Annotated in this window: 25 protein-coding genes; 23 read left to right on the top strand and 2 right to left on the bottom strand. The window is 63.7% G+C overall.

What is annotated here, in order from left to right:
• Nucleotides 1-76 precede the first annotated feature (76 nt).
• The 12 genes from HHL26_RS09055 to HHL26_RS09000 all read left to right on the top strand — a co-directional run bounded on the left by HHL26_RS09055 (nt 77) and on the right by HHL26_RS09000 (nt 13,422).
• Nucleotides 77-1,615, top strand: coding sequence for a serine protease (locus tag HHL26_RS09055; RefSeq protein WP_066561859.1), 1,539 nt, complete (start codon nt 77-79; stop codon nt 1,613-1,615).
• Between the two features lie 218 nt (nt 1,616-1,833).
• Nucleotides 1,834-2,388, top strand: coding sequence for a F0F1 ATP synthase subunit delta (locus HHL26_RS09050; RefSeq protein WP_066561862.1), 555 nt, complete (start codon nt 1,834-1,836; stop codon nt 2,386-2,388).
• 2 nt (nt 2,389-2,390) lie between these two features.
• Entirely contained in the window at nt 2,391-3,920 is a 1,530-nt protein-coding gene (gene atpA, locus HHL26_RS09045; RefSeq protein ID WP_066558832.1) for a F0F1 ATP synthase subunit alpha, read from the top strand.
• A 3-nt stretch (nt 3,921-3,923) separates the two neighbouring features.
• A complete protein-coding gene (locus HHL26_RS09040; protein WP_176392265.1) occupies nt 3,924-4,550 on the top strand; it encodes a LysE family translocator in 627 nt (208 codons plus the stop codon).
• A 3-nt stretch (nt 4,551-4,553) separates the two neighbouring features.
• Complete coding sequence (locus tag HHL26_RS09035; protein WP_066558838.1) at nt 4,554-5,438, top strand: F0F1 ATP synthase subunit gamma; 885 nt, start codon at nt 4,554-4,556, stop codon at nt 5,436-5,438.
• Nucleotides 5,439-5,462: 24 nt separating this feature from the next.
• Nucleotides 5,463-6,908 (top strand): F0F1 ATP synthase subunit beta, encoded by a 1,446-nt coding sequence (gene atpD / locus HHL26_RS09030; protein ID WP_066558844.1) that lies wholly within the window; start codon nt 5,463-5,465, stop codon nt 6,906-6,908.
• Nucleotides 6,909-7,025: 117 nt separating this feature from the next.
• A complete protein-coding gene (locus tag HHL26_RS09025; RefSeq protein WP_013846041.1) occupies nt 7,026-7,280 on the top strand; it encodes an ATP synthase F1 subunit epsilon in 255 nt (84 codons plus the stop codon).
• A gap of 124 nt (nt 7,281-7,404) precedes the next feature.
• Nucleotides 7,405-9,375 (top strand): hypothetical protein, encoded by a 1,971-nt coding sequence (locus tag HHL26_RS09020; protein WP_066558845.1) that lies wholly within the window; start codon nt 7,405-7,407, stop codon nt 9,373-9,375.
• Nucleotides 9,372-9,935: a hypothetical protein gene (locus tag HHL26_RS09015; RefSeq protein WP_066558847.1), complete on the top strand. Its 564-nt coding sequence runs from the start codon at nt 9,372-9,374 to the stop codon at nt 9,933-9,935. Before HHL26_RS09020 ends, HHL26_RS09015 begins: the two co-directional genes overlap by 4 nt.
• A gap of 72 nt (nt 9,936-10,007) precedes the next feature.
• Nucleotides 10,008-11,534: a CpaF family protein gene (locus HHL26_RS09010; RefSeq protein ID WP_066558849.1), complete on the top strand. Its 1,527-nt coding sequence runs from the start codon at nt 10,008-10,010 to the stop codon at nt 11,532-11,534.
• A 125-nt stretch (nt 11,535-11,659) separates the two neighbouring features.
• Nucleotides 11,660-12,466, top strand: a complete 807-nt coding sequence (locus HHL26_RS09005; protein WP_066558851.1) for a class I SAM-dependent methyltransferase — start codon at nt 11,660-11,662, stop codon at nt 12,464-12,466.
• A 50-nt stretch (nt 12,467-12,516) separates the two neighbouring features.
• Nucleotides 12,517-13,422, top strand: coding sequence for a DMT family transporter (locus tag HHL26_RS09000; protein WP_066558854.1), 906 nt, complete (start codon nt 12,517-12,519; stop codon nt 13,420-13,422).
• On the opposite strand, the gene HHL26_RS08995 is transcribed toward HHL26_RS09000, so the two are convergent.
• Nucleotides 13,414-13,845 carry an OsmC family protein gene (locus HHL26_RS08995; RefSeq protein ID WP_066558855.1) on the bottom strand — a complete coding sequence of 144 codons (432 nt, stop codon included), beginning with the start codon at nt 13,843-13,845 and terminating at the stop codon, nt 13,414-13,416. The genes HHL26_RS09000 and HHL26_RS08995 overlap by 9 nt on opposite strands.
• A gap of 87 nt (nt 13,846-13,932) precedes the next feature.
• Between HHL26_RS08995 and HHL26_RS08990 the strand changes: the two genes are divergently transcribed.
• The 11 genes from HHL26_RS08990 to HHL26_RS08940 all read left to right on the top strand — a co-directional run bounded on the left by HHL26_RS08990 (nt 13,933) and on the right by HHL26_RS08940 (nt 24,528).
• Nucleotides 13,933-14,313, top strand: a complete 381-nt coding sequence (locus tag HHL26_RS08990) for a PRC-barrel domain-containing protein (RefSeq protein ID WP_066558857.1) — start codon at nt 13,933-13,935, stop codon at nt 14,311-14,313.
• A gap of 173 nt (nt 14,314-14,486) precedes the next feature.
• Nucleotides 14,487-15,155 carry an alpha/beta hydrolase gene (locus tag HHL26_RS08985; protein ID WP_066558859.1) on the top strand — a complete coding sequence of 223 codons (669 nt, stop codon included), beginning with the start codon at nt 14,487-14,489 and terminating at the stop codon, nt 15,153-15,155.
• 97 nt (nt 15,156-15,252) lie between these two features.
• Nucleotides 15,253-15,444, top strand: a complete 192-nt coding sequence (locus HHL26_RS08980) for a YezD family protein (protein WP_025549910.1) — start codon at nt 15,253-15,255, stop codon at nt 15,442-15,444.
• A gap of 165 nt (nt 15,445-15,609) precedes the next feature.
• Nucleotides 15,610-18,084, top strand: a complete 2,475-nt coding sequence (locus HHL26_RS08975) for a TonB-dependent receptor (protein ID WP_066558860.1) — start codon at nt 15,610-15,612, stop codon at nt 18,082-18,084.
• A gap of 161 nt (nt 18,085-18,245) precedes the next feature.
• On the top strand, nt 18,246-19,118 hold the full coding sequence (gene panB, locus HHL26_RS08970; protein ID WP_066558862.1) for a 3-methyl-2-oxobutanoate hydroxymethyltransferase: 873 nt from the start codon (nt 18,246-18,248) through the stop codon (nt 19,116-19,118).
• A 74-nt stretch (nt 19,119-19,192) separates the two neighbouring features.
• A complete protein-coding gene (locus HHL26_RS08965; RefSeq protein WP_066558863.1) occupies nt 19,193-19,891 on the top strand; it encodes a tetratricopeptide repeat protein in 699 nt (232 codons plus the stop codon).
• An 8-nt stretch (nt 19,892-19,899) separates the two neighbouring features.
• The gene (locus tag HHL26_RS08960) at nt 19,900-21,249 is read left to right on the top strand and encodes a PQQ-binding-like beta-propeller repeat protein (protein ID WP_197672719.1); all 1,350 of its coding nucleotides are present in this window, start codon (nt 19,900-19,902) and stop codon (nt 21,247-21,249) included.
• Between the two features lie 117 nt (nt 21,250-21,366).
• Entirely contained in the window at nt 21,367-22,737 is a 1,371-nt protein-coding gene (der, locus tag HHL26_RS08955; protein ID WP_066558871.1) for a ribosome biogenesis GTPase Der, read from the top strand.
• A complete protein-coding gene (locus HHL26_RS08950; protein ID WP_066558873.1) occupies nt 22,724-22,960 on the top strand; it encodes a sulfurtransferase TusA family protein in 237 nt (78 codons plus the stop codon). Before der ends, HHL26_RS08950 begins: the two co-directional genes overlap by 14 nt.
• 57 nt (nt 22,961-23,017) lie before the next feature.
• Nucleotides 23,018-23,458: an Hpt domain-containing protein gene (locus HHL26_RS08945; protein WP_066558875.1), complete on the top strand. Its 441-nt coding sequence runs from the start codon at nt 23,018-23,020 to the stop codon at nt 23,456-23,458.
• A gap of 53 nt (nt 23,459-23,511) precedes the next feature.
• Entirely contained in the window at nt 23,512-24,528 is a 1,017-nt protein-coding gene (locus HHL26_RS08940; protein WP_066561864.1) for an LLM class flavin-dependent oxidoreductase, read from the top strand.
• Here HHL26_RS08940 and HHL26_RS08935 read toward each other — a convergent pair.
• Nucleotides 24,496-25,578 carry an acyltransferase gene (locus HHL26_RS08935; RefSeq protein WP_066561866.1) on the bottom strand — a complete coding sequence of 361 codons (1,083 nt, stop codon included), beginning with the start codon at nt 25,576-25,578 and terminating at the stop codon, nt 24,496-24,498. The two genes, HHL26_RS08940 and HHL26_RS08935, sit on opposite strands and share 33 nt — an antisense overlap.
• Nucleotides 25,579-25,721: the final 143 nt, after the last annotated feature.

Genomic DNA, 25,721 nt, shown 5'->3' with positions numbered 1-25,721 from the left:
CGCTTGCGGTCAAAAAGCGGTTTCGCGCATTTCCGCATTGCCTCAATCCCACCATCGCATATGAATGCCGCCAATCATGGTCGCACTACTCCGTCGCCTCGCCCTAATCCTCGCTCTTGTCGCGCCCTTGAGCGCGCGCGCCGAGCAGCAGGATATCGCCGCCGCCGCCCGCGGGGTGGTCCGCGTCGTGCTGGTGGCGACCAACGGCTCCGACGCCTATTTCGTGGGGCATGGCAGCGGCTTTGCGGTCGCGCCGGACAAGATCATCACCAACGCCCATGTGGTCGAGTTGATGCGGGAGGAAAAAAATCTCGTCATCGGCGTCATCCCTTCGGAGGGGACCAAGACATATGGCGGTAAGATCATCGCCTTTTCGCCCGGCAACGACCTGGCGCTGATCCAGTTGGAGGAAGGCAGGCTGCCGGTCAGCACCTTTTACGCGGGGGCGGTCAGCGATGGGCAGCATGTCACCGCCATAGGCTATCCCGGCACGGTCGACCGCGCCCAGGGTCTGGGCCTCAAGCAATTGGTCGAACCGCTGGGCACGGTGAAGACCAGCGGCAATGTCTCCTCCGGCCGGGCGAGCCAGAATTTCGATACGGTGCTGCATACCGCGCCGCTGGCGGCGGGCAATAGCGGCGGGCCGCTGGTGGACGATTGCGGCCGGGTGCTGGGGGTCAACAGTTTCGGTTCCGTGTCGGACGGCAACGATGCGGAGTTCGGATTTGCGGTGTCGTGGCGGGAAATCGCATCCTTCCTGCGGCAAGCAGGCGTTGCATCGCTGCATACCGTCGTCCCCTGCCGGTCGATGGCGGAGGCCGACGCCGCCGAAGCCGCCCTCACCCAGCGCGAGGACGCGCGGAGCGAGCAATCCGAACGCGCCCGCGCCGATGCCCGCGAAGCCGCGATCAACAAGGCCCGCGACACCGCCGAGCGCGATGTCATCTCCGCCCGGGAGAATGCCATGGCCGGCGCAGCTGTGCTGCTGGCGCTGGCCGTGCTGGGGCTTGGCGCGGGCGGCCTTTTCTACAGCCAGGGACGGGAAAAACGCGCGACCTGGTGGCTGGCGGGCGGCGGCCTGCTGCTGTTCGGTGCGATCGGGCTGTTCTTCCTGAAGCCAAGCTTCTCCAGCATCGACGAACGCATCCAGTTGCCCGAGGACAAGAGCGTCACCGGCAACAATGCCTATGCCTGGGCGGGCGACAATATCTGTCGCGTGGACGTGAATCGCAGCCGGCTCACCATATCGGAACCCAATGACATCGGGTTCCACTGGGCCGAGGGCGGCTGCGTCGACGGCAACACCCAATATGTCTCGTCCGGCACCGGCTGGCAGCGCGCGAACGTGCCCGACGACCATGGTTTCGTGACGGTCAGCCGCTTCGATCCCGCCACGGGCATGCTGCGGGTTCAGCGCTGGCTGCCCGATATCGACACCATGGCCAAGATCCGTGCGCTGGGGGACGGGCCGATCAAGGGCTGCGGCAACGATTCCGCGCTGCTGGCGAAAATCGCCTCGTTGCAGAGCGATCTTGCCGCCCTGCTGCCTGCCCAGCCCAATGAGCGGATCGTCTATCATTGCCAAAAGGGTCGGCTCGCTCCGGCCGTCCGGTGAAGACGGCCTACAAAATCGTCGATTCGGGCGTCATAAAAACTCAGTCAAATCGCGATGTTTTCATCCGAACGGTCGAATCGCGTTCCATGACTTGCATAGTCACAATCCCACTGCTAACCGGCCCCCCAACAGGGGACCGGGACGGATCAGAACCGCGCCCCCTTTTTGCATGACCGGCAAATCAAATGCCAGGAAATCAAGTGGAGGACGGTAAGCGCGTGGAGACTACCGGCGGTATTCAGGCTAGCCTCAGCGGCCGCTATGCGGTGGCGCTGTTCGATCTGGCCCGCGACGGCAAGACGCTCGACACCGTCGCGGCGAGCTTGGCGGCGCTCAAGGCGGCTTTGGCCGAATCGACTGATTTCAAGGGGTTGATCAACAGCCCCGTCCTCAGCCGCGACGCAGCAGGCAAGACGATCGCGGCCGTAGCATCCTCCATGGCGATCGATGCGCTGACGACGAATTTTCTTGGCGTGCTCGCCCAGAACCGTCGCCTGTCGCAGCTTCCCGCCGTCATCCGCGCCTATGAGACGCTGCTGTCGAATCACAAGGGCGAAGCCCGCGCCGAAGTGACGAGCGCCCATCCGCTCAGCAAAACCCAGATTACCGCTCTGCAGAAGAGCCTCAAGGCCCGTGTCGGCCGCGACGTCGCGGTCGATGAAAAGGTCGATCCCGCGATCCTGGGCGGGCTGGTCGTCAAGATCGGCAGCCAGATGATCGATTCCTCCATCCGCACCCGTTTGAATAGTCTCGCTTTGGCGATGAAAGGCTGAACATGGATATCAACGCCGCAGAAATTTCGAAGGTCATCAAGGACCAGATCGCCAATTTCGGCACCGAAGCGCAGGTGAGCGAAGTCGGTTCCGTGCTGACCGTGGGTGACGGCATCGCCCGCGTCCATGGCCTCGACAACGTCCAGGCGGGCGAAATGGTCGAGTTCGCCAATGGCGTGCAGGGCATGGCGCTGAACCTCGAAGCCGACAATGTCGGCGTCGTGATCTTCGGCTCGGACGCCGAGATCAAGGAAGGCGACACCGTCAAGCGTACCGGCACCATTGTGGACGTTCCGGTCGGCAAGGGTCTGCTCGGCCGCGTCGTCGACGGCCTCGGCAACCCGATCGACGGCAAGGGTCCGATCCAATATACCGAGCGCAAGCGCGTCGAAACGAAGGCTCCGGGCATCATCCCCCGCAAGTCGGTGCACGAACCCGTGCAGACCGGCCTCAAGGCCATCGACGCCCTCGTCCCCGTCGGCCGCGGCCAGCGCGAGCTGATCATCGGCGACCGTCAGACCGGCAAGACCGCCGTCGCGATCGACACCTTCATCAATCAGAAGGGCATCAACGCTTCGGGTGACGAAAGCAAGAAGCTCTACTGCATCTACGTCGCCATCGGCCAGAAGCGCTCGACTGTCGCGCAGATCGTCAAGCAGCTCGAAGAAAATGGCGCGATGGAATATTCCATCGTCGTCGCCGCCACCGCTTCGGAGCCCGCTCCGCTCCAGTATCTGGCGCCCTATACCGGCGTCACCATGGGCGAATATTTCCGCGACAACGGCATGCATGCCGTGATCGTCTATGACGACCTTTCCAAGCAGGCCGTCTCCTATCGCCAGATGTCGCTGCTGCTGCGCCGTCCTCCGGGCCGTGAAGCGTACCCCGGCGACGTGTTCTACCTGCACAGCCGCCTGCTGGAGCGCGCGGCGAAGATGAACGACGCCAACGGCGCCGGCTCGCTGACCGCGCTGCCGATCATCGAAACGCAGGCGGGCGACGTGTCGGCCTACATTCCGACCAACGTGATCTCGATCACCGACGGCCAGATCTTCCTCGAAACCAACCTCTTCTACCAGGGCATCCGTCCGGCCATCAACGTCGGCCTGTCGGTATCGCGCGTCGGCTCGGCCGCGCAGACCAAGGCGATGAAGAAGGTTTCCGGCTCGATCAAGCTGGAGCTGGCTCAGTATCGCGAAATGGCGGCCTTCGCCCAGTTCGGTTCGGACCTCGACGCTTCGACCCAGAAGCTGCTGAACCGTGGTGCGCGCCTCACCGAACTGCTGAAGCAGGCCCAGTTCTCGCCGCTGCCCTTCGAGGAGCAGACCGCGTCGATCTTCGCGGGCACCAACGGCTATCTGGACAGCGTGCCGGTCAAGGATGTGACGCGCTATGAAGAGCTGATGCTCGCCTATCTGCGTCACGACCATGCCGATGTCCTCGCCGCGATCCGCGACAGCAAGGATCTGGGCGACGAGCCCAAGGCCAAGCTGAAGGCCGCGCTGGACTCGTTCGGCAAGACCTTCGCCTAAGACGTGCTGACCGCCCATTCCCTCCTTGCCTGGACCGTCATGGCGATCGGTCTGGTGCTGCTGCCGGGACCGGACACCATGTTGGTGGCTGGTCACGCGGCACGGCGCGGGCTGAAGGCGGGAATGGCGGCGATCGGCGGCATCCAGCTCGGCGGGCTGTTCTACATGGCGCTGTGCGGCTTCGGCTTCCTCAGCGTCTTGAACGCGGTGCCGGGGCTGTTCGTGGCGGTGAAGATTGCTGGCGCGATCTACCTCGCATGGCTCGGTCTTTCGATGCTGCGCGGCGCTGTTAAGCCCGCGCCCGCGTCGGAAACGCCTAAACTGCGGATCGGCGGATCGCCCTTCGCCCAGGGTTTCATCAGCACCGTGCTGAACCCGAAGGTCGCGATCTTCTTCCTCGCCGCGTTGCCACAATTTGTCGGCACCGGCCCGGACGCACCGTGGCAGGGCATGCTGCTGATCGCGATCGTCTATGGGCTGGGCTTCTTCTGGTGCGCCCTTCTAGCGGCTCTCGCCGTCAAGGCGGGCCGCAAGGTCGGGCAGAGCAGCGCGATGCGCTGGTTCGAAGGCGCCATGGGCGTCGGTTTCTTTGGTCTCGCGGGCCGTCTGGCCCTTGCTCGGAATGTTTGAACTATGGCTAGCCTCAAGGAACTGAAGCTGCGGATCGGGTCGGTGAAGTCGACCCAGAAGATCACCAAGGCCAAGCAGATGGTCGCTGCCGCGAAGCTGCGCAAGGCGCAGGCCGCTGCCGAAGCCGCGCGCCCCTATTCCAGCCGCCTCGAAGCGGTCGTCGCCTCGCTGGCTTCGAAGATCGCGGGCGGTTCGGGCGAAGGCGCCTCCCCGCTGCTGGCCGGCACCGGCAAGGATGAGGTCCATCTGCTGGTGGTCGCCAACTCCGACCGTGGCCTCGCCGGTGCGTTCAACGCCAACATCGTCAAGGCCGCGCGCGCCAAGGCGCAGGAGTTGATCGACGCGGGCAAGACCGTCCGCTTCTACCTCATCGGCCGCAAGGGCCGTCCGGTCATCAACCGCACCTTTCCCGGCATGATCGTCGCCCAGTTCGACACCACCGGCGCGAAGGAACCCGGCTATTCGCAGGCCGAAGAAATCGCGCACGAGCTGACGCAGATGTATCTGAACGGCAAGTTCGACGTCGCGTATCTCTTCTTCTCGCGCTTCAAGTCGGCCCTCGCGCAGATCCCGACCGAGCAGCAGATCATCCCGGTCAAGATCCCCGAGGATGCCGACCGCAATGCCATCGCCGCGACGGTGGAATATGAACCGAGCGAGGAAGCGATCCTCGACGACCTGCTGCCGCGCAACATCACGGTGCAGATCTTCAAGGCGCTGCTGGAAAACAATGCGTCCGAACAGGGCGCTTCGATGACCGCCATGGACAATGCGACCCGCAATGCCGGCGACCTCATCAATAAACTGACCATTCAGTATAACCGCAGCCGTCAGGCCGCGATCACCACCGAACTCGTCGAAATCATCTCGGGCGCCGAAGCCCTCTAAGATCACGCACGCAAGGAAGCAGTCATGGCAACCACCAACAATGTAGGCCGCATCTCGCAGGTCATCGGCGCTGTCGTCGACGTGACCTTCCCCGATGCGGTGCCGTTCATTCTCTCGGCGCTGGAAACCAGCAACAACGGCCAGCGGCTGGTGCTGGAAGTCGCACAGCATCTGGGTGAGAACACCGTCCGCACCATCGCGATGGACTCGACCGACGGCCTGACCCGCGGTCAGGAAGTGACCGACACCGGCGCGCAGATTCGCGTTCCCGTCGGCCCGGCCACGCTCGGCCGCATCCTGAACGTCGTTGGTGAGCCGATCGACGAGCGCGGCCCGGTGGAAACCACCCTCTCCGCCCCGATCCACGCCAAGGCTCCCGAGTTCGTCGACCAGTCGACCGACGCCAGCATCCTCGTCACCGGCATCAAGGTCATCGACCTTCTCGCCCCCTATGCAAAGGGCGGCAAGATCGGCCTGTTCGGCGGCGCGGGCGTCGGCAAGACCGTGCTCATCCAGGAACTGATCAACAACATCGCGAAGGGCCATGGCGGCACCTCCGTGTTCGCGGGCGTCGGTGAACGGACCCGCGAGGGCAACGACCTTTATCACGAGTTCCTCGACGCCGGCGTTATCGCCAAGGACGCCGACGGCAACGCGATCAGCGAAGGTTCCAAGGTGGCCCTGGTTTACGGCCAGATGAACGAGCCGCCGGGCGCCCGCGCGCGCGTCGCCCTGTCGGGCCTGACCATCGCGGAATATTTCCGCGATCAGGAAGGCCAGGACGTGCTGTTCTTCGTCGACAACATCTTCCGCTTCACCCAGGCGGGCGCGGAAGTGTCGGCTCTGCTCGGCCGTATTCCTTCGGCCGTGGGCTATCAGCCGACCCTCGCCACCGACATGGGCGCCCTTCAGGAGCGCATCACCTCGACCAACAAGGGTTCGATCACCTCGGTGCAGGCCGTCTACGTCCCCGCAGACGACTTGACCGACCCGGCGCCCGCGACCTCATTCGCGCACTTGGACGCCACCACCGTTCTCAACCGCGCCATTTCGGAACTGGGCATCTATCCCGCGGTCGATCCGCTGGACTCGACCAGCCGCGTTCTGGAACCCCGCGTCGTCGGTCAGGAGCACTACGAAACCGCCCGTGCGGTTCAGGCGATCCTGCAGAAGTACAAGTCGCTTCAGGACATCATCGCCATTCTGGGCATGGACGAGCTGTCGGAAGAGGACAAGCTGACCGTCGCCCGCGCCCGCAAGATCCAGAAGTTCCTGTCGCAGCCCTTCCACGTCGCGGAGGTCTTCACCGGCATTTCGGGCAAGTTCGTCCAGATCGAAGACACGGTGAAGTCGTTCAAGGCCGTGGTCGAAGGCGAATATGATCATCTGCCCGAAAACGCCTTCTACATGGTCGGCGGCATCGACGAAGCCATCGAAAAGGCGAAGAAGCTGGCTGCGGAAGCGGCGTAAGACTTCTACATTCCCCTCCCTTTAGGGAGGGGTTAGGGGAGGGCCTGTAACGGCGCGCCCTCCGCGAACATCCCCTCCCCCGACCCCTCCCTACAGGGAGGGGGGAGATAGAGAAAAATGGCACTGCATTTCGAACTCGTGACCCCGGAAAAGCTCGTCCGCTCGGAAGAGGTCTATCAGGTGGTCGTCCCCGGCACCGATGGCGACTTCGGCGTGCTGGAGGGCCACGCGCCCTTCATGTCGACCGTCCGCGACGGTGCAATCCAGATCTTCGCCAGCGCGGGTTCCGCGCCTGAAGTCATCCCGGTCCGCGGCGGCTTTGCCGAAGTGAATGAAAAGGGCCTGACCGTCCTTGCGGAACATGCCGGCTGACAAGCCACAGACCGCCCGCTCCCGTCACAAGCAAAAGGCCGCCTCCCGTATCGGAGCGCGGCCTTTTTGGTTAGCAGCTCCTTAACTTTGCGCCGGTAATCGGATGCTCAATTGGGGAGTATCCATGTCCTATATGTTCCAAGACCTTGCAGGCCTTGCTCTCGCCACATTGCTGGCGCCGCTGGTCTTGTATTTGCCGGGTCTGGGCCTTGTCCGTCTGCTATCCCGAGCGGGACTTGCGATCGAAACCTATTGGCAACGGATCGGCTGGGCCATGCTGCTGGGCCTCGCGATCCTGCCCGTCTTCGACACGCTGCTGATCCGCGTCGCGGGCATTCCGGGCATGCTCCTGTTGAACGGCATGCTCGCCCTTTGGGGGACGCCCTTGCTTAAGGGCCGGGACCGGATCACATCCCTTATTCCCTTTCTTTTGCTTGCCGTCATCTGGTGGTTGATCTGCGCCTGGAGCCTCGTCGATGTCGACATGGAGGGTAAGCTTTATCAAAGCCTGATCGCAGTCGACATGGTCAAGCATGCCGCTGTGGTGGAGCAGATCGTCCACCACGGCATCCCGTTTGCCGATCCCTTTTTCGCGCGTGATGGCATCGCGGGCTATTATCATTATTTCTATGCATGGCCCGCCGCGATCAAATGGATCGGCGGAGAAGCGATCAGCGCCCGCATGGCTTTCAGCGGTACGATCTACTGGACGGGTTTCGGCGTGGTGGCGCTCCTTTGGCGCGTTGCCGCCGATGCCGCCTTCATCCGTCCCGGTCGCGGCCCACGCCTGTTGTTGCTGGCCGCCATCCTGTGTTTCGTCGCGGGCGCCGACCTGTTGTTCATGCTTTTGCGCTATCTTGTGGTCCATCGCATCGAACCGGAACTCGATAGCTGGAACACAGAAATCCGCATGTTGGGGACGTCCGTTCTTTGGGTACCGCATCATGTATCCGCGATGGCCGCCGCATGGACAGGGATGTTGCTGGTAACACGGGCCACGCCACGTAACCGGCTATTGCTCGGTTCGGCAGCGGGAGCCGCGTTCGCGACCATGTTTGGCGAGTCGGTATGGATCGCCCTGGCCATTGCGCCGCTGCTCATGGGGTGGACAATCCTGCGATTGTCGCGACGGGACTTCACGCTATTCATAGCGGGGGCGATCGCTCTCCTGCTGTCGTTCCCGCAATTGCACGACATCATTCACGGCCGCGCGCCAGAGGCCTTTCCTATCGCCTTCAGCGTCCGGCCCTTCACTGTTCTCTTCGCGGCCGATACGCCGACGACGCAGCTTTGGTGCTTGATCCTTCTCCCCCTTAACTATGGGCTGGAATTCGGCCTTTGCGGTCTGGGCGCCTATCTCTACTGGCGCAGGCACCGGCGGCCGGACAGCCGGGGTCTGGCCGTTCGCCAACTTCTGTTGTGGAGCACGATCACCACGCTATTTATCGGCAGCTTCTTCAAATCCGTCATCATCAACAATGATCTGGGCTGGCGCGCCGTTCTTTTCCCCGTAATGGCGGTGCTGATCTGGACCCTGAGACTGGCTCAGAGCGTCCCGTCCATCCGCAAACTCCACCCGATGGCGCTTGCACTTCTGGCATTGGGTTCAGCCGGAACAGCCTGGGATCTGTTTGGCATGCGCCTCATTCGACTGCCCCTGTTTGCAGTACGGCCGATCGGACTCAATAACTCCCCGTCCACCAGCTATGCGCAACGACAGGCCTATGAATGGGCAGATCGCCATCTGCCGCCCGACGCCGTGTTGCAGCACAATCCCTCCATTACGTTAAGAGCCGTGGATTTCGGTCTTTACGGTCGCCATTGGCCTGCCGTCGCTGATGAGCAGGCCTATCTTTTCGGCGCCGGGGTAAAAGCGACCGCAGATCGCATGGCCTCGCTGTCTCCGATCTTTACCCGCCCTCTCCCCGCACAGGACACCCTCCGCCGCGTCCGCACCGCGCATATCGACTATCTGCTGTTCGCTCAGCGCGATCCGATCTGGCGCCGCCATGGCGGACCGCCCGCAGCCTTCCCCTGCGTATATCGCTCGCAGTTCATCTGCATCGCCCCCGTGCCAAAGGCTGATCGTCCATGAAAACCCTCATCACGCTCGTCCTCGCCTATGCGCTGACGATGGCGATCGGCTTCCTCCTTTATATCGGCCTGATCCGCAGCCCGTTGCTAAGCGATGTCGGCATCCTCTTCTATCGGGGGATCATCATCGCGGGCCTTGCCGCCCTGCTGATGCTGATCGCTGGCCTGCTGCTACGTCACCGGCTGCGATTGGACCATCCGACGCTGGTCGGCGCGATTGCCCTCTCGCTGTCTTTCAACATCTGCTTCCTCATCACCTTCCCCGTGACCTTCGACCGGTCGATCACCATGTTCCTGCTCGCCCGGATCGAGCGCCATGACGGGGCGTTGGACACCGCCAGGCTGGAGCAGCTCTATGTGCGGGAATATCTGGGCGATATGCGCCAGATCGACCGGCGCGTGGCGGAACAGACCCTGTCCGGCAATATCCGCATCGACCAGGGACGCATCCATATCACCCCGCAGGGGCGGCGCCTGCTGGCCGGTGGGCGGATGATCGGGGGCTGGTTCGGCGCCGACCCGCGTTTCGTTACCGCGCCTTCGCCGACGCCACGCCATTAGCCATTTATCAAAGTTTCCACTCTATTCACCTTTAACAATCAGAGCTGATCCAGATTATTTCGGCGGAGAATTATGAGCGCGTTTGGACGAAAAAATGGACCCGCCGGCATCAAGCCGGGTTTCGGCATCGCTCGGCCAATGCAGGGAGGCGCGCCCAAGGAGGAGATCAAGGGCGGCGAGCAATTCCCGCCGCTGGACATGACGGCGCTGCCCACGGACGCCCCGCTCGATCCCCTTTCCGCGCCGACCGGCCAGATGCTGCGCAATGCCGATGCGATGCAGCGCCTGTCGGATCGCGCCAATGCCGAACATGCCGTCGATACCGGGCCGCAGGGCTTTGAAGCATCAGTCCACAAGATCAAGGAGCAGGTGCTGCCCCGCCTGCTGGAGCGCGTCGATCCTGAAGCCGCCGCGACGCTGACCAAGGATGAGTTGGCCGAGGAATTCCGGCCGATCATCATGGAAGTGCTGGCCGAACTCAAACTGACCCTGAACCGGCGCGAGCAGTTCGCGCTGGAAAAGGTGCTGGTCGACGAGCTTCTGGGCCTCGGCCCGCTCGAAGAATTGCTGTCCGATCCGGACGTCACCGATATCATGGTCAACGGCCCCGACCAGACCTATATCGAAAAGAAGGGCAAGCTCCAGATCGCGCCGATCAAGTTCCGCGACGAGGAGCATCTGTTCCAGATCGCCCAGCGCATCGTGAACAAGGTCGGCCGCCGCGTCGACCAGACCACGCCGCTGGCCGACGCCCGCCTGCCCGACGGTTCCCGCGTGAACGTGATCGTGCCGCCGCTGTCGCTGCGCGGCACCGCCATCTCGATCCGTAAATTCTCGGCCAAGCCGATCACCATCGACATGCTCGCCCAGTGGGGCGCGATGAGCCAGAAAATGGCCACCGCGCTCAAGATCGCGGGCGCCTGCCGCTTCAACATCGTGATTTCGGGCGGCACCGGCTCGGGCAAGACCACCATGCTCAATGCGCTCTCCAAGATGATCGATCCGGGCGAGCGCGTGCTGACCATCGAGGATGCGGCGGAACTTCGGCTGCAACAGCCGCACTGGCTGCCGCTGGAAACCCGCCCTCCCAACCTGGAAGGTCAAGGCGCGATCACCATCGGCGACCTCGTCAAGAACGCGCTGCGTATGCGTCCCGACCGCATCATCCTGGGCGAAATTCGTGGCGCGGAATGTTTCGATCTGCTCGCGGCGATGAACACGGGCCATGACGGCTCCATGTGCACGCTCCACTCCAACTCCCCGCGAGAATGCCTGGGCCGTATGGAGAATATGATCCTGATGGGCGACATCAAGATCCCCAAGGAGGCGATTTCCAAGCAGATTGCCGACTCGGTCGACCTGATCGTGCAGGTGAAGCGCCTGCGCGACGGTTCGCGCCGCGTCACCAACGTCACTGAAGTCATCGGCATGGAAGGCGACGTCATCGTCACCCAGGAACTGTTCAAGTTCGAATATCATGACGAGGATGACAGCGGGAAGATCATCGGAGAATATCGCTCCATGGGCCTGCGTCCTTACACGCTCGACAAGGCGCGGATGTTCGGTTTCGACCAGCCTTTCCTGGAAGCCTGCCTGTAACGACCGGCCCGTAAAAGCCGATCTGTGACAATCTGTTGCCGGCGGGACATTTCTCGCCGGCCCGCTTGCGCCAGCCCCGCATCGCCGGCACATCATCCCCTCTCCCCGTGAAGAGAGGATTGCCGATGAACCGTCTCGCCCGCACCGCCCTGTTGCTGACCGGCCTCTCCCTGCCCCTGCTTCCCCTGGCCGCCCAGCATTCGGGGCACCATCAGGCGGCCGATCCGATCGCAGCCGCAATTGCAGCCCCCAGCCGCACGCCTGCCAATATCGCGCGCGACAAATACCGCCACCCAGCCGAAACGCTCGCCTTTTTCGGGGTGAAACCAGACCAGACCGTGGTCGAATATGCCCCCAGCGGCGGCTGGTACACGGAAATCCTGGCGCCCTTGCTCCGCGACAAGGGTATCTTCTACGCGCTCCAGCCGACAGGCCGCTACCTGGACGGCTACAAGGCATTTCTGGCCGCAAAGCCGGAGATTTACGGCAAGGTGAAGCTGGTTCCCTTTCCCGACCAGACCAGCCTGATCCCGGCAGGCAGCGTCGACACGCTCCTCACCTTCCGCAATGTCCATAATATGGTGATGGGCGGCACCGAGACGGCGACGTTCAAGGCTTTCTACGATCTGCTCAAGCCGGGCGGGACGCTGGGTATCGTCGATCATCGCCTGCCCGAAGGACGCGATACGGCGCAGGAAAAGACCAGCGGTTACCTTAAGGTTTCGACCATCCGCCGCCTCGCGGAAGCGGCCGGGTTCGAATATGCCGGGTCGTCGGAGATCAATGCCAATCCCATGGACACCGCCGATTGGGAGAAAGGCGTGTGGACGCTCCCCCCGACACTGCGCAATGGGGAGGTCGACAAGGCGAAATATATCGCCATCGGGGAAAGCGACCGGATGACGCTGCGGTTTCGCAAGCCGGTGAAGTAACGCGGCACCTAAGCTGTTGCTTCATCGCGCAGCCGGGCTAAGGCGGTCGCGTGCCGCCCTCGTCCCTTTCCAGCCGTCCCCATCGCCCGCTTACCGCCATCGCGCTGCGGCTGGTTGCGGTGATCTGCCTGTCGATCATGTTCGTGACGGTCAGGCTGGCCGACGCGCGCGGCGTGCATGTCGTCGAATCGCTGTTCTACCGCCAGGCGCTGGCGCTGCCCGTGGTCTTCGCCTGGATCGCGGCGACCACCGGCGCCGGGTCGATCCGCACCCGCCGCATCGGCGTTCATGCCACGCGCATGGTCATCGGCTTGACCGGCATGGTGCTGAATTTCCTATCCTATATTCTGCTGCTGCCGGCGGAAGCCGTCACCATCGGTTTCACCATGCCGATCTTCGGCACCATATTGTCTGCCCTGATCCTGCGCGAAGCGACCGGCGTGCACCGCTGGAGCGCCGTTCTGGTCGGATTTCTGGGCGTGATCGTCATGGTCCGACCGGATGCGGGGCATTTCCCCGCAATCGGGGTCGCCGTGGCTCTCTCCGCCGCGTTCATCACCGCCAGCGTCAGCCTGGTCCTGCGCGAACTGGGGCGGACGGAAAATGCCGGGGTGATCGTCTTCTGGTTCACCCTGCTGTCCCTGCCGCCATTGGGCGCGGCCATGCTGTTTTATGGACAGGCTCATGACGCCGCGACCTGGGGGCTGCTGCTGCTGATCGGCGTGACGGGAGGGATCGCGCAAATCTGCATGACCGCCGCCTTGCGCTGGGCGCCCGTGTCGGTGGTGCTGCCGATGGACTATAGCTCGATCGTCTGGACGACGCTGCTTGGCTGGGCGATCTGGGGCAATTGGCCGATGGCGACGACCTGGATCGGCGCGGTCCTGATCATCGCGAGCGGCCTGTACATCGCCTGGCGCGAACATGTCCGCGCCAGGCGATTCCGATCAGCCTAGCAGTTCCGCATCCAGGCTGATCTCCGCATTCAGCAGCTTCGAAACCGGGCAATTGGCCTTCGCCTTGGCCGCCAGTTCCTGAAACTGCGCATCGTCCGCGCCCGGGATTGTCGCTTTCAGGCTCAGCCTGCTGGCGGTGATGGCGAAACCGCCCTCCTGCTGCTCCAGCGTCACGACGGCGTTCGTCTCCATCTTCTCCGCCGTCAGCCCCGCTTCGCCCAGAATCAGCGACAGCGCCATGGTGAAGCAGGAGGCATGGGCGGCGGCGATCAGCTCTTCCGGATTGCTGCCCGGCACCCCTTCGAAGCGCATCGCAAAGCCATAGGGATGCGCGTCCAGCGCGCCGCTCTGGGTCGAAATCGCGCCCTTGCCGTCCTTCAGGCCGCCGCTCCACACTGCCGATCCGCTGCGATTGATCTTCATGACCGTCCTCCTGTCTGCGGATGGGGAACCCCGCCGCCGCCCCTTGGTTTCATCACCATAGCGCGATTCTTTCGCAGGAGAGTGACAATGTCTGACTTAGTTGGGGCCGAATTGGCCGCGGAAAATCATCACGACCTGATCGCGTCTGACCGGGTCGAAGGCACCACCGTCTATAATCGCCAGGGCGAGAAACTGGGCCATATCTCCAATTTCATGGTCGACAAGCGAAGCGGACAGGTGCGCTATGCCGTGCTGTCCTTCGGCGGCTTTCTGGGCATGGGCAACGATCATTATCCGCTGCCCTGGTCGATGCTGAGCTACGATACCGACAAGGGCGGCTATGTCGTCGATCTGGCCAAGGAAACCCTGGACGACGCGCCCCGGCATCTGCCCGACGAACGGCCCGATTATGACGACGCCTATGGCCGCAGCGTCTTCCAATATTATGGGCTGATCTACCCCTGGTAACGGGTCTCAAACGCTGTAGATGGGCGCGCAAAGGAGGTATTGAGCGACCCTTCCGGCTACATGAACGCCAGATGAATCGGGCTGCCCAGATTCCGACACATTTTGTCGCTTGGCCATTGTCTACTGGATAAATAGAATTATCTCTCCCTCGACAATAGGACGAGGATCTGACCATGGAGCGATTCGGACATTCAGGTGACGCGCGCCAGCCGGTCGTGCTGACCATACCGGGTCTCAACAATAGCGGACCCGATCATTGGCAGACGCTGTGGGAAAAAACGCGCGGGGATTGCGAACGCGTCGATCTGGGAAGCTGGGCCAGCCCCAGCCGCAATAGCTGGGTCACGCGGCTGGACGCGGCGATCCGGGCAGCGGACGGACCGATCATCCTGGCCGCGCACAGCCTGGGTTGCCTCGCGGTGGCCTGGTGGGGCGCCTTGCAGAGCCAGGCCTATGGTTGGCCGGTGACCGGCGCGCTGCTGGTGGCGCCGCCCGACTGCGACCGGATGGAAACGCCCGAGACGATCGGCGGCTTCGGCCCCACACCCCGCGCGCAACTGCCCTTCCCGTCGATCGTCGTGGCGAGCCGCAACGACCCCTATATCTTCTTCGAACGCGCCCATAGCGTCGGCAAGAATTGGGGCAGCAGCTTCGTCGACGCGGGCTTTTGCGGCCATATCAACGCCGAAGCGGGCCTGGGCGAGTGGCGCTTCGGTCAAGCCTTGCTCGAAAAACTGATCGACAATGCGCATGAGCAGGCCTCTGCGATGCGGCAATTAAGGCCCGCCATACCACTGGCGCATCAGGAGCGGCGATTGGCGGCGCTGCGGGTCAACGGCTAGATTTTTCCGGGGCGCGACAAGAGAAACTTGAGCGCCCCTTATATTTGCTTTTTTGTCTATCAATCCAGTTGAGATAAAGAGCGGCTAAGAGGTGTTTATGAGTGAAAACCGATCGATTGAATTTGCCCGCAACGGCCGCAGCGATGGGCAGCGCCACGACATCGCCGTCAGCATCGAGAAGGTGCGCAGCGTGCTCGAAGCGCTTCGTTTCGGGTCGGTCACGTTGACCGTTCACGATGCGCGCGTGGTGCAGATCGACGTTACGGAAAAGACACGCCTGACCGCCTGAAAGAAGCGCGGGGGCACGCAGGGTTGTCGAATAAGGCCCGCATAAGGGCCGAATAACAAGTGGCAAGGGGTGGGCCACATTTTCCATTCCCAGACCAACGGCTTTGAGCGGATCACCGCAGAGGCCGCGATCAACATTCACCGGACATCCGGAAGGGGAATATACATGATTGCGCGTTTTCTGTGGCTCGCCGGGGTGGCGAGCGCATCCATCATTGCGTCCAGTGCATCTGCGCAGGACGCGCCTCAACCCGTTGCGGACAGCGCCGAGCAAGCCACTGCCCGCGGGGAAGTGATCATCGTCACCGCCCGCCGCCGGCAGGAAACCGCGCAGGAAGTGCCGCTGGCGATCTCCGTGATCCGCGGCGACAGCATCGAGGCGACCGGCAACTTCAACGTCGTGAAGCTTCAGCAACTGGCGCCGACGCTGCAGGTCTACACCACCAACCCGCGCAACACCTCGGTCAACATCCGTGGCCTTGGCGTGCCGTTCGGTCTGACCAGCGACGGCTTTGAGCAGGGCGTCGGCATCTATGTCGACGACGTCTACAATTCGCGCGTCGCCGCCGCGACCTTCGACTTCCTCGATGTCGCCCAGGTCGAAGTGCTGCGCGGTCCACAAGGTTCGCTCTACGGCAAGAACACCACGGCAGGCGCGATCAACATCACGACCAACCAGCCGACCTTCGATTTCGAGGGCCGCGCCGAGCTGACCGTCGGCAACCTCAACTACAAGCAGGCGAAGGCCGCCATTTCCGGCCCGCTGTCGGACACGATCGCCGCCCGCATCGCGATCGCCTCGACCAGCCGCCGTGGCACGCTGTACAATGTGACGAGCAAACGCTGGATCAACGAACAGGACAATCTGGGCATTCGCGGCCAGTTGCTGTTCAAGCCCACCGATGATTTCAGCATCACCCTGTCGGGCGACTATAGCAAGCAGGATCCGGAATGCTGCGGCACGGTGTTCGTGCGCGTCGGCACGACCCAACGCCCGATCACGCGCCAATATGACGCGCTCGTCGCAGCGATCAACGCTGCCAATCCCGGCCGCAACTATGCGACCCCCAGCCGCAATCCCTACGACCGGCTGACCGATCTCGACAGCAACCTGAATGCAGGCAACAAGATCGGCGGCGTGTCGGCGAAGATAAAGTGGGATGTCGGCCCCGGCACGCTGACCTCCGTCACTGCATGGCGTTTCTGGGACTGGAAGCCCGAAAACGACCGCGACTTCACCGGCCTGTCGGTCGTGTCGAAATCGCAGAACCCCTCGCAGCAGGACCAGTATAGCCAGGAGTTCCGCTATAATTACGAAAGCCAGAAGGTCGACTTCGTCCTCGGCCTGTTCGGCTTCAAGCAGCGGATCGACACCCAGGGCACCGAGCAACAGGGTGCCGACGCCAGCCGCTGGAGCCTGACCGGCACGCAGGCCACCACGCCCAGCATCCTTCAGGGTCTGACCGCCAGCAATACGCAATGGCTCAAGAGCACGAGCGCGGCACTGTTCGGCCAGTTGAGCTGGAAAGTGACCAACGCGCTGACTATCCAGCCGGGTGCTCGCCTCAATTATGACAAGAAGTCGGGCTTCTATCAGCGCGTCGTGACCAATGGCACAGGCCAGGTCATTTCCTGCACTCCAGCCCCGACCGCCGGCACGGTCCTCGCAGCGCAGTGCGGCGTCTATCAGCCGCAGGTCAGCTCGCCGTCCGACAGCGCCTGGAACTTCACCTACGACTTCAACGTCAATTACAAGATCGCGCAGGACATCCTTGCCTATGCGACCTACGCCAAGAGCTTCAAGACGCTGGGCATCAACCAGAACGGCTTGCCGCTCAATTCCGACAATACGGTGAACTACGCCGCCGGCACGGTGAAGCCGGAATCGGTCAACCATTATGAAATCGGCCTCAAGACGCAGTTCTGGGATCGCCGGGCGACCTTCAACCTCACCGCCTTCCGCACGGAGATCAAGAATTTCCAGGCGACGGTGAACGGCGGACAGTTCGGCACGGTGCGCGGCTACCTCGCCAATGCGGAAAAGGTCCGGTCGCAGGGTATCGAGGCAGACCTCAAGATCGTCGCCAGCGATCGCTTCACCGCCTATGCCAATGGCGCCTATACCGACGCCAAGTACAAGAAGTTCACCAACGCGCCCTGCCCGCCCGAACTGTCCGGCGGCACGTTCGTGACTGGCACCCAGACGCCGGACGCACCCGGCCAGGCCGGCAACACGCCCACTCATCCCGGAGCATCGCTCAGCCCGCGGGCATGCGACATCTCGGGCCAGGGTCTGCCCGGCGTGTCAAAATGGGCCTTCTCCTACGGTGCCGAATACAACATTCCGGTCACGCTGCTGGCGAAGGAAGGCCAGATCTATCTGGGCGTCGACGGCAATTATCGTTCGCACTGGAATTCGAACGCCTCGCCGTCAATCTACACGCAGGTGAAGGGCTATGCGCTGACCAACGTCCGGGCCGGTTTCCGTGGCGAAGGGTTCGACATCTTCGGTTGGGTCCGCAACGCCTTCGACGTGAACTATATCGAAAATCTCCAGGTTGCGCCCGGCAACACCGGCCTGATCGCCGGTCAGCCCGGCGACCCGCAGACCTGGGGCGGAACGATCAAATTCTCGTTCTGATAGCGCCCACGGCCTCATGATCGAGGCCGGCATCCAACGAGGTTCACCCCTGCGGGGAGCGACACAGCCCTGTCGCTCCCCGCATTTTTCGATGCCGCCATGATCGGATTGGACTTCTGCCCGATTTGCGCCAGCGATCAGGCTGGGGTAGAGGGCGTCCCATGTCCACGACCTTCACGCTCGATACGTCGACCAGCCGCGCCAATCCCACGCCCGCGCCGATGAAGCGCCTGACGGTGCCCGCCATCCAGCGCCGCAAGTTCGAGGGCAAGACGCAGCAGCCGCTGGTGATGCTGACCGCCTATACGGCGCGGATGGCGCAATTGCTCGACCCGCATTGCGACATGCTGCTGGTCGGGGATTCTCTGGGCCAGGTGGTGTACGGCCTGCCCTCCACCCTTCCTGTCACGCTCGACATGATGATCGCCCATGGGGCCGCCGTGGTGCGCGGCAGCTATCATAGCGTCGTGCTCGTCGACATGCCCTTCGGCAGCTATGAAGCCTCCCCGCAACAGGCCTTTGCCAGCGCCAGCCGCATCATGGCCGAAACCGGCTGCGCGGGCGTCAAGCTGGAGGGCGGCGTGGCGATGGCAGAAACCATCTCCTTCCTCAGCCAGCGCGGCATTCCGGTGATGGCGCATATCGGCCTCACCCCGCAGGCGGTGAACGCGCTGGGCGGCTATGGCGCGCGCGGCAAGAGCCAGGAGGAGCATGCCAAGATCATCTCCGACGCCCGCGCCGTCGCGCAGGCGGGCGCCTTCGCCATGGTGATCGAGGGCGTGATGGAGGACATCGCCATCGCCGTCACCGACAGCGTCGACGTGCCGGTGATCGGCATCGGCGCATCGGCCCATTGCGACGGGCAGGTGCTGGTGGCGGAGGACATGCTGGGCATGTTCGAGCGCGTGCCCCGCTTCGTGAAGCGTTATGAAAATATCGCGGAAACGATCGGCAACGCCGCCTCCCGTTATGCCGAAGATGTCCGAAACCGGCACTTTCCGACCGAAGATCAGGTCTATCGGCCCAAAAAGTGATTTGCGTGAGCGCAGTGCGCCGCTAATGATCGCGCCTTCCGCGTGCCTTATCTGACGAATTTCTGGAGACCCAAGTGGCCCTGACGCCGCAAAACAGCGAAGCCTTCATGCGTGAGGTCGATGAGGCCGTCCGGCAGGACCAGTTGCTGACCTTCTGGCAGCGCTTCGGCCGCTGGATCGTCGTGCTGGTGATCCTGGGGCTCGCCGCGTTCGGCGGATGGCTTTATTGGCAGCATTATACGAAGACACAATCGCAGGCCGTTTCGGAAGAGATGGACAAGGTGATCGCCACGGCGGTCGGCGGGGGCACGCCCGATGTGAAGCAGCTCGAAACGCTGACACAGGCGAGCCAGCCCGGCTTCCGCGCTTCTGCCCTGCTGGTGAAGGCCGGCACCGCCGCGCGCAAGGGCGACAGCAAGGCCGCGATCGCCGCCTATCAGGCGATGGCCAGCGACAGCTCGCTCGACCAGCCCTATCGCGACCTGGCGCTGATCCGCCAGACCACGCTGGAATATGAAAGCCTGGCTCCGCAGCAGGTGATCGATCGCCTGAAGCCCCTCGCCGTCGAGGGCGCGCCCTGGTTCGGCAGCGCCGGGGAACTGGTCGCCATCGCCTATATGAAGTTGCGCAAGCCCGACCTGGCCGGGCCACTGTTCGCCGCCATGGCGAAGGACAGGAACGTGCCGCAGTCGATCCGTTCACGCGCGCGACAGATGGCGGGCTTATTGGGTGTGGATGCAGTCGAAACGCCGATCGTGGCGGGACAGGAATGATTGGGCGCATGGGAAAGCACAGCATGACGAAATTTTCGGGCGCCAGCCGCGCCGTGACTGTGGCCGCGATGATCGCCCTGCTCGCGGGCTGCGGCGTGATCGGCGGCAAGAAGGGCGGCCCCAAGACCCCGGTAATCGGCAAGCGCACCTCGATCCTCAGCAATGAACAGGGTGTGGAGGTCGATCCGACCCTGGCCGACGTGCCGGTGGCCCTGCCCGAACCCTATGCCAATGACCAATGGTCGCAGCCGGGCGGCAGCCCCGCCAAGACCATGGGCAATCTCGCGCTGGGCGCTTCGCCCTCGCAGGCATGGACCGCCTCCATCTCGGGCAGCACGCCTCAGGCGCGCCTCGCCTCCGCCCCGGTGGTGGTCGGCGGCAAGCTCTATGTCATCGACGCCGATGCGCGGGTGATCGCGTTCGACGCCAACAGCGGCGCGAAGCTGTGGCAGACCGCCCTGCCCGCCGAAGGCAGCGGCCGCGCCCTGTTCGGCGGCGGCGTCAGCGTGATCGACGGCAAGCTCTATGCCAGCACCGGCGTGGGTGACGTCGCCGCCATAGACGCCAATACGGGCGCAGTCCTGTGGAAGAAGCGCCCTGGCGGCCCGCTGCGTGGCGCGCCGACGCTCGCCAACGGCCATGTCTATGTGATGGGCCAGGATAACCAGATCTTCGCGCTCAACCAGACGGACGGCGAAGTGCAGTGGACCGACAGCGGCACGCTGCAAGTCACGGGCATTTTCGGCGTGGCCGCTCCGGCCGCCGCGCAGGGCACGGTGATAGCAGGCTACAGCTCGGGCGAGCTGACCGCCTATCGCTATGAAAATGGCCGGACGCTGTGGGGCGACGCCCTGTCGCGCACCAGCATCTCGACGGCGGTGGCATCGCTCACCGATATCGACGCCGATCCGGTGATCGATCGTGGTCGCGTCTTCGCCATCGGTCAGGGCGGCCGCATGGCCAGCTATGAACTGGTGAGCGGCCAGCGCCTCTGGGAAATCAACATTGCGGGCATTTCCACCCCCTCGGTCGTGGGCGAATGGGTGTTTGCGGTGACCAGCGACGCCAAGCTGCTCTGCGTCGCCCGCGCGACCGGCAAGATCCGCTGGATCAGCCAGTTGCGCCGCTGGGAGAAGGAAAAGAAGAAGGACAAGGCGATCCGCTGGACCGGGCCGGTGCTGGCGGGCGGTCGCCTGATCCTGGTTTCGACCCATGGCGACCTCAACTATGTCGATCCGACGACGGGCAAGATCCAGGCGGAAATCGATCTCGACCGGTCGATGTCGCTCTCGCCGGTCGTGGCGAACAACACGCTTTATATCCTTGCCGACAACGGCAAGCTGACGGCGTTTCGTTAACGCCCTCAATGATGTTAAGTAACCGTGCTCCTGCGAAGGCAGGAGTCCAGTTCCGCTGTTTGGACTGGACTCCTGCCTTCGCAGGAGCACCAATATTTTGAAGGATACGGGCCTTTTATGCTGCCCACCGTTGCCATCGTAGGACGCCCCAATGTCGGCAAGTCCACCCTGTTCAACCGGCTCGTCGGCAAGAAGCTGGCGCTGGTCGACGACCAGCCCGGCGTGACCCGCGACCGGCGGGAGGGGCAGGCGAATCTTCTCGGCGTCGAATTCACCATCATCGACACCGCCGGTTATGAGGATGAGGATCCGCAGACCCTGCCCGGCCGCATGCGCATGCAAACGCAAGCGGCAGTGGAAAATGCCGACGTCGCACTGTTCGTCGTGGACGCCCGAGCCGGGATAACACCACTGGATGAGGAAATCGCCCGCTGGCTGCGCGAGGGCGACGCCCCGGTCGTGCTGATGGCCAACAAGGCCGAGGGCCGGGCGGGCGATGATGGCGTGATGGAAGCGTTCAGCCTGGGCCTGGGCGACCCCATCCCCTTCTCCGCCGAACATGGCCAGGGGCTGGCCGATCTGTTCCAGGCTCTCCTCCCCTATATCGACCGTGAGGAGGAGGAAGAGGAAGAAGGCGAGCTGAACGAGGCCGACCTCGAATCCGCGCCGTTGAAGCTGGCCATTGTCGGCCGCCCCAATGCGGGCAAGTCGACGCTCATCAACCGGCTTCTCGGTGAAAACCGCCTGCTGACCGGCCCGGAGGCCGGCATCACCCGCGACAGCATTGCCGTCGACTGGCAATGGACCAGCCCCGACGGCAATGAACGCCCCGTCCGCCTGATCGACACGGCTGGCATGCGCAAGCGCGCCAAGGTGCAGGACAAGCTGGAAAAGCTGGCCGTGTCCGATGGCCTCAACGCGGTCAATTTCGCGGAGGTCGTGGTGCTGTTGCTCGATTCCACCCGCGGGCTGGAGGCGCAGGATCTGCGCATCGCGGACAAGGTGGTGGAGGAAGGCCGCGCCTTGGTCGTGGCGCTCAACAAATGGGATACGGTGGAGCACGGCTCGGCGCTTTACCAGGGCATCAAGCAGGCGCTGTCCGACGGCCTCGCGCAGATACGCGGCGTGCCGATCATGACCGTGTCGGGGGCAACCGGCAAAGGGCTGGACGACCTCATCCGCGTCGCCTTCGAAACCCGCACCGCCTGGTCGCAGCGCGTGTCTACCGGCATCCTCAACCGCTGGTTCGAACGCGCGCTGGAGGCTAATCCGCCACCCGCGCCCGGCGGTAAGCGGATCAAGCTGCGCTACATCACCCAGAACAAGACCCGCCCGCCGACCTTCGTGCTGTTCGGCACGCGGCTGGACGAGCTGCCGGAAAGCTATCGCCGCTATCTGGTGAACGGCATCCGCAAGGAACTGGGCTTCGGCGCGGTGCCGGTACGCCTGACGCTACGCAGCGCCAAAAACCCCTATGCCAACAAGTGATGCGGCACATATCGACGCCAGGGGCATGAAATGTCCCTGGCCCGCGCTGCGTGTGGCGCGGGCGATGCGCTCGGGCGATGCGGTGACGATCGAGGCTGACGATCCCATCGCGCCGACGGAGCTGGAGGCGCTGGCCCGGCAGCAAGGCTGGACCTTCACGGCCAAAGGGCCGCACCTCTTCACGATTGGCCGGTCGCCCCAGCCCATGGCCATCACAGCTTAACCCCATATTTACGCCCCTCTTCTATACTCGCTGCGGCAGAACAGGGAGTGTCGCAGCGTGTCATATCAAGAGGCCGAACTGGTCAACTGGACCGATTTTGCCAAATCCCGATCGGAGCTGGGTACCGCCTTCCTGCGGATTCTCGGCTATTTCCGGGAAGATGGCGGCAAGGCGATCGGCGCGATTGAGGAAGCCTTTCGCGCGCGCAACGCCGCCGCGCTCGTCACCCCGGCCCATACGCTGAAGGGCGAGTCGGCGCAGTTCGGCGCCTATCGTCTGAGCGCCATGGCCGAAAAGATCGAGATGGTCGCCCGCCGCTGCGTCGAAAGCCGGGAAGGCCCGGACGAGCTGATCGAGGATGTGGTCGCGCTGCGCCCCTGCTTTACCGAGACGATGGCCCTGCTAGACCGCGACGCCAATCCGCTGGTCGCCCGTCGGCCCCAGGGCTTCGGCCGCCGCGTCGACGGTCCCGCGCAGGGATTCGGCCGCGCCGTCTGAACCGCGTCACATAAGTATTGAAATAAAACGGGTCATCCCCCCATATGCGGGCCATGACTCGTTTTTCCGTTCTGGACCTCGTCCCCGTCAATGAAGGCAGCAGCCCCGGCGAAGCGCTCCGCCGCGCCGCCGCCTTTGCCGCCCATGCCGAAAGCCTCGGCTTCCACCGCTATTGGGTGGCCGAACATCATGGCATGCCGGGGATCGCGTCGGCCGCAACCGCCGTGGTGCTGGCGCATATCGGACAGGCTACCCGCCACATCCGCATCGGCGCGGGCGGCATCATGCTGCCCAATCATGCGCCGCTGCTGATCGCGGAGCAATTCGGCACGCTCGCCGCCCTGTTTCCCGGCCGCGTCGATCTGGGATTGGGCCGGGCGCCCGGTTCGGACCAGCGCGTGGCACAGGCGATGCGGCGGACGCTGAGCGGCGGCCCGGATGAATTCCCCCGCGACGTGATGGAGTTGCAAGCCTATTTCGCGGGCGATGCGCGCCTGGGCTTCCAGGCGACGCCCGGCGCTGGCGAGGATGTGCCGCTCTGGATTCTCGGCTCCAGCCTCTATGGGGCGCAACTGGCCGCCGCGCTCGGCCTGCCCTATGCCTTCGCCTCCCATTTCGCGCCGGGCGCTCTGGACGAGGCGATCGCCATCTACCGCCGCGATTTCCGGCCATCGGCGCAACTCAAATATCCCTATGTGATGGCGGGCTATAATGTCTTCGCCGCCGACACCGTGGAGGAAGCGCAACTGATCGCGACCTCCATGCAGCAGGCCTTCGTCCGGCTGCGCACTGGCCAACCGGGCAAGCTGCAACCCCCTGTTCCCGGCTATTATGAAAGCCTGCCGCCCCAGGCGCAGGCCATGCTGGCCGACGTACTGAGCGCTTCGAGTATCGGCACCCAGGCCGATGTCGAGCGGGATCTGGCCACTTTCATCCGCCGCACCCAGGTCGATGAGATCATCATCGGCGGCCATATCCACGATCTGGAGGCCCGCAAGCGCAGCATCGAAATCGCCATCGCCGCAGGGCGAGCCGTGTCAGGCGGCCATGAGGCGGCCGCCGCTCAATAGCTTTGCCAGTCCCGGCGCGGCGCGGCTGAGCAGCGATCCCAGCAGCACCACGGCGACCAACACCAGCAGGGGCTGCACCAGAAGATAGGCGGGATAGAAAGGCGAGCCGAGCTTGCCGAACAGCGTCCCCAGCACCGGTCCGCCCAGCCAGATCAGGATGAGGTGCGAGCAGAAGAGGAAGAAGGCGAAGGGCTCGATCCGCAGCAGCATCCCGCGCGCCGCGCTGGCCGCCAAGGACCAGGCCAGCCGCCAGAAGAACAGCGCCGCCGCGATCCGCACCGCCATGTCCAGCACCGCCATGCCGATGCCCGGCGGCAAAGCGCCCACATGCAGGGAAACATGGAGCTGCGCTGTCATCAGCAGCGCGAAAGGGGGCGCCGCGACCGTCCAGGGCAGCGCCGCCACCCGATCGGCCAGCCCCTCGCGCCGGGCAATGATGCCCATGATGAAGAAGAACAGGATCGTCGCCCGCATCAGTACCGGCGGTCCCCAGCCCATGATCTGGCACAACGCCGCCATCGCCGCGACCGCGCCCAGCGCCCAGCCGGGCAGGCGCACGAACAGCGGCGCGGCGATCATGCACAGGAACAGGTCGCGCAGGAACGGCATCTGGACATTGATGTCGGGATTGCGGCTGACGATGAACAGTTCCTGGAACATCCAGTCGGTGGACGACGGCACGGGCGCGGACAGGCCCAGCACCCAGGCCGCGCCGGACACGAACAGGATCGCCAGCGCATTCCACAGGATCATCGGCAGCAGGATCGTCCGCACCTTGCGCCCGACATGGCGCACCCAATCCTGCGTGCGCGCCGATCCCGCGACCAGCCAACCGGAAATCAGGCCCAGCAACGGCACCGCGCTGCGCCCGAAAATCTCCATCAATCCCCAACGCAGGCTGTCCTGCGGCGTTCCCCGCAGGCTTTCCAGATCATGGCCGCTCAGACCCGTCCAGGCGTGGACGTACACCACTCCCAAAATGCAGATAACGCGAGCGATGGAGATCGCATCGGAACGCCGCGCCGCATCGGTCGTCAGCACGGCGGTCAAGCGATTTTCCCGATTTTCGGCAAATGTTTCAACGACCAGGCCTGACACGCATTTCCTCTGACATCGCGGCGCAGGCGTCCGGCCGCTTCCTGTTTATGGGGCCGGAATAAGCAGATTCTTTACCAGTCGCCGGTTAAATCGAT

Origin of the sequence: Sphingobium sp. TB-6 (assembly GCF_012927365.1) — a bacterium.
Taxonomy (GTDB): Bacteria; Pseudomonadota; Alphaproteobacteria; order Sphingomonadales; family Sphingomonadaceae; genus Sphingobium.
This window is presented reverse-complemented; position numbering and strand designations above follow the sequence as displayed.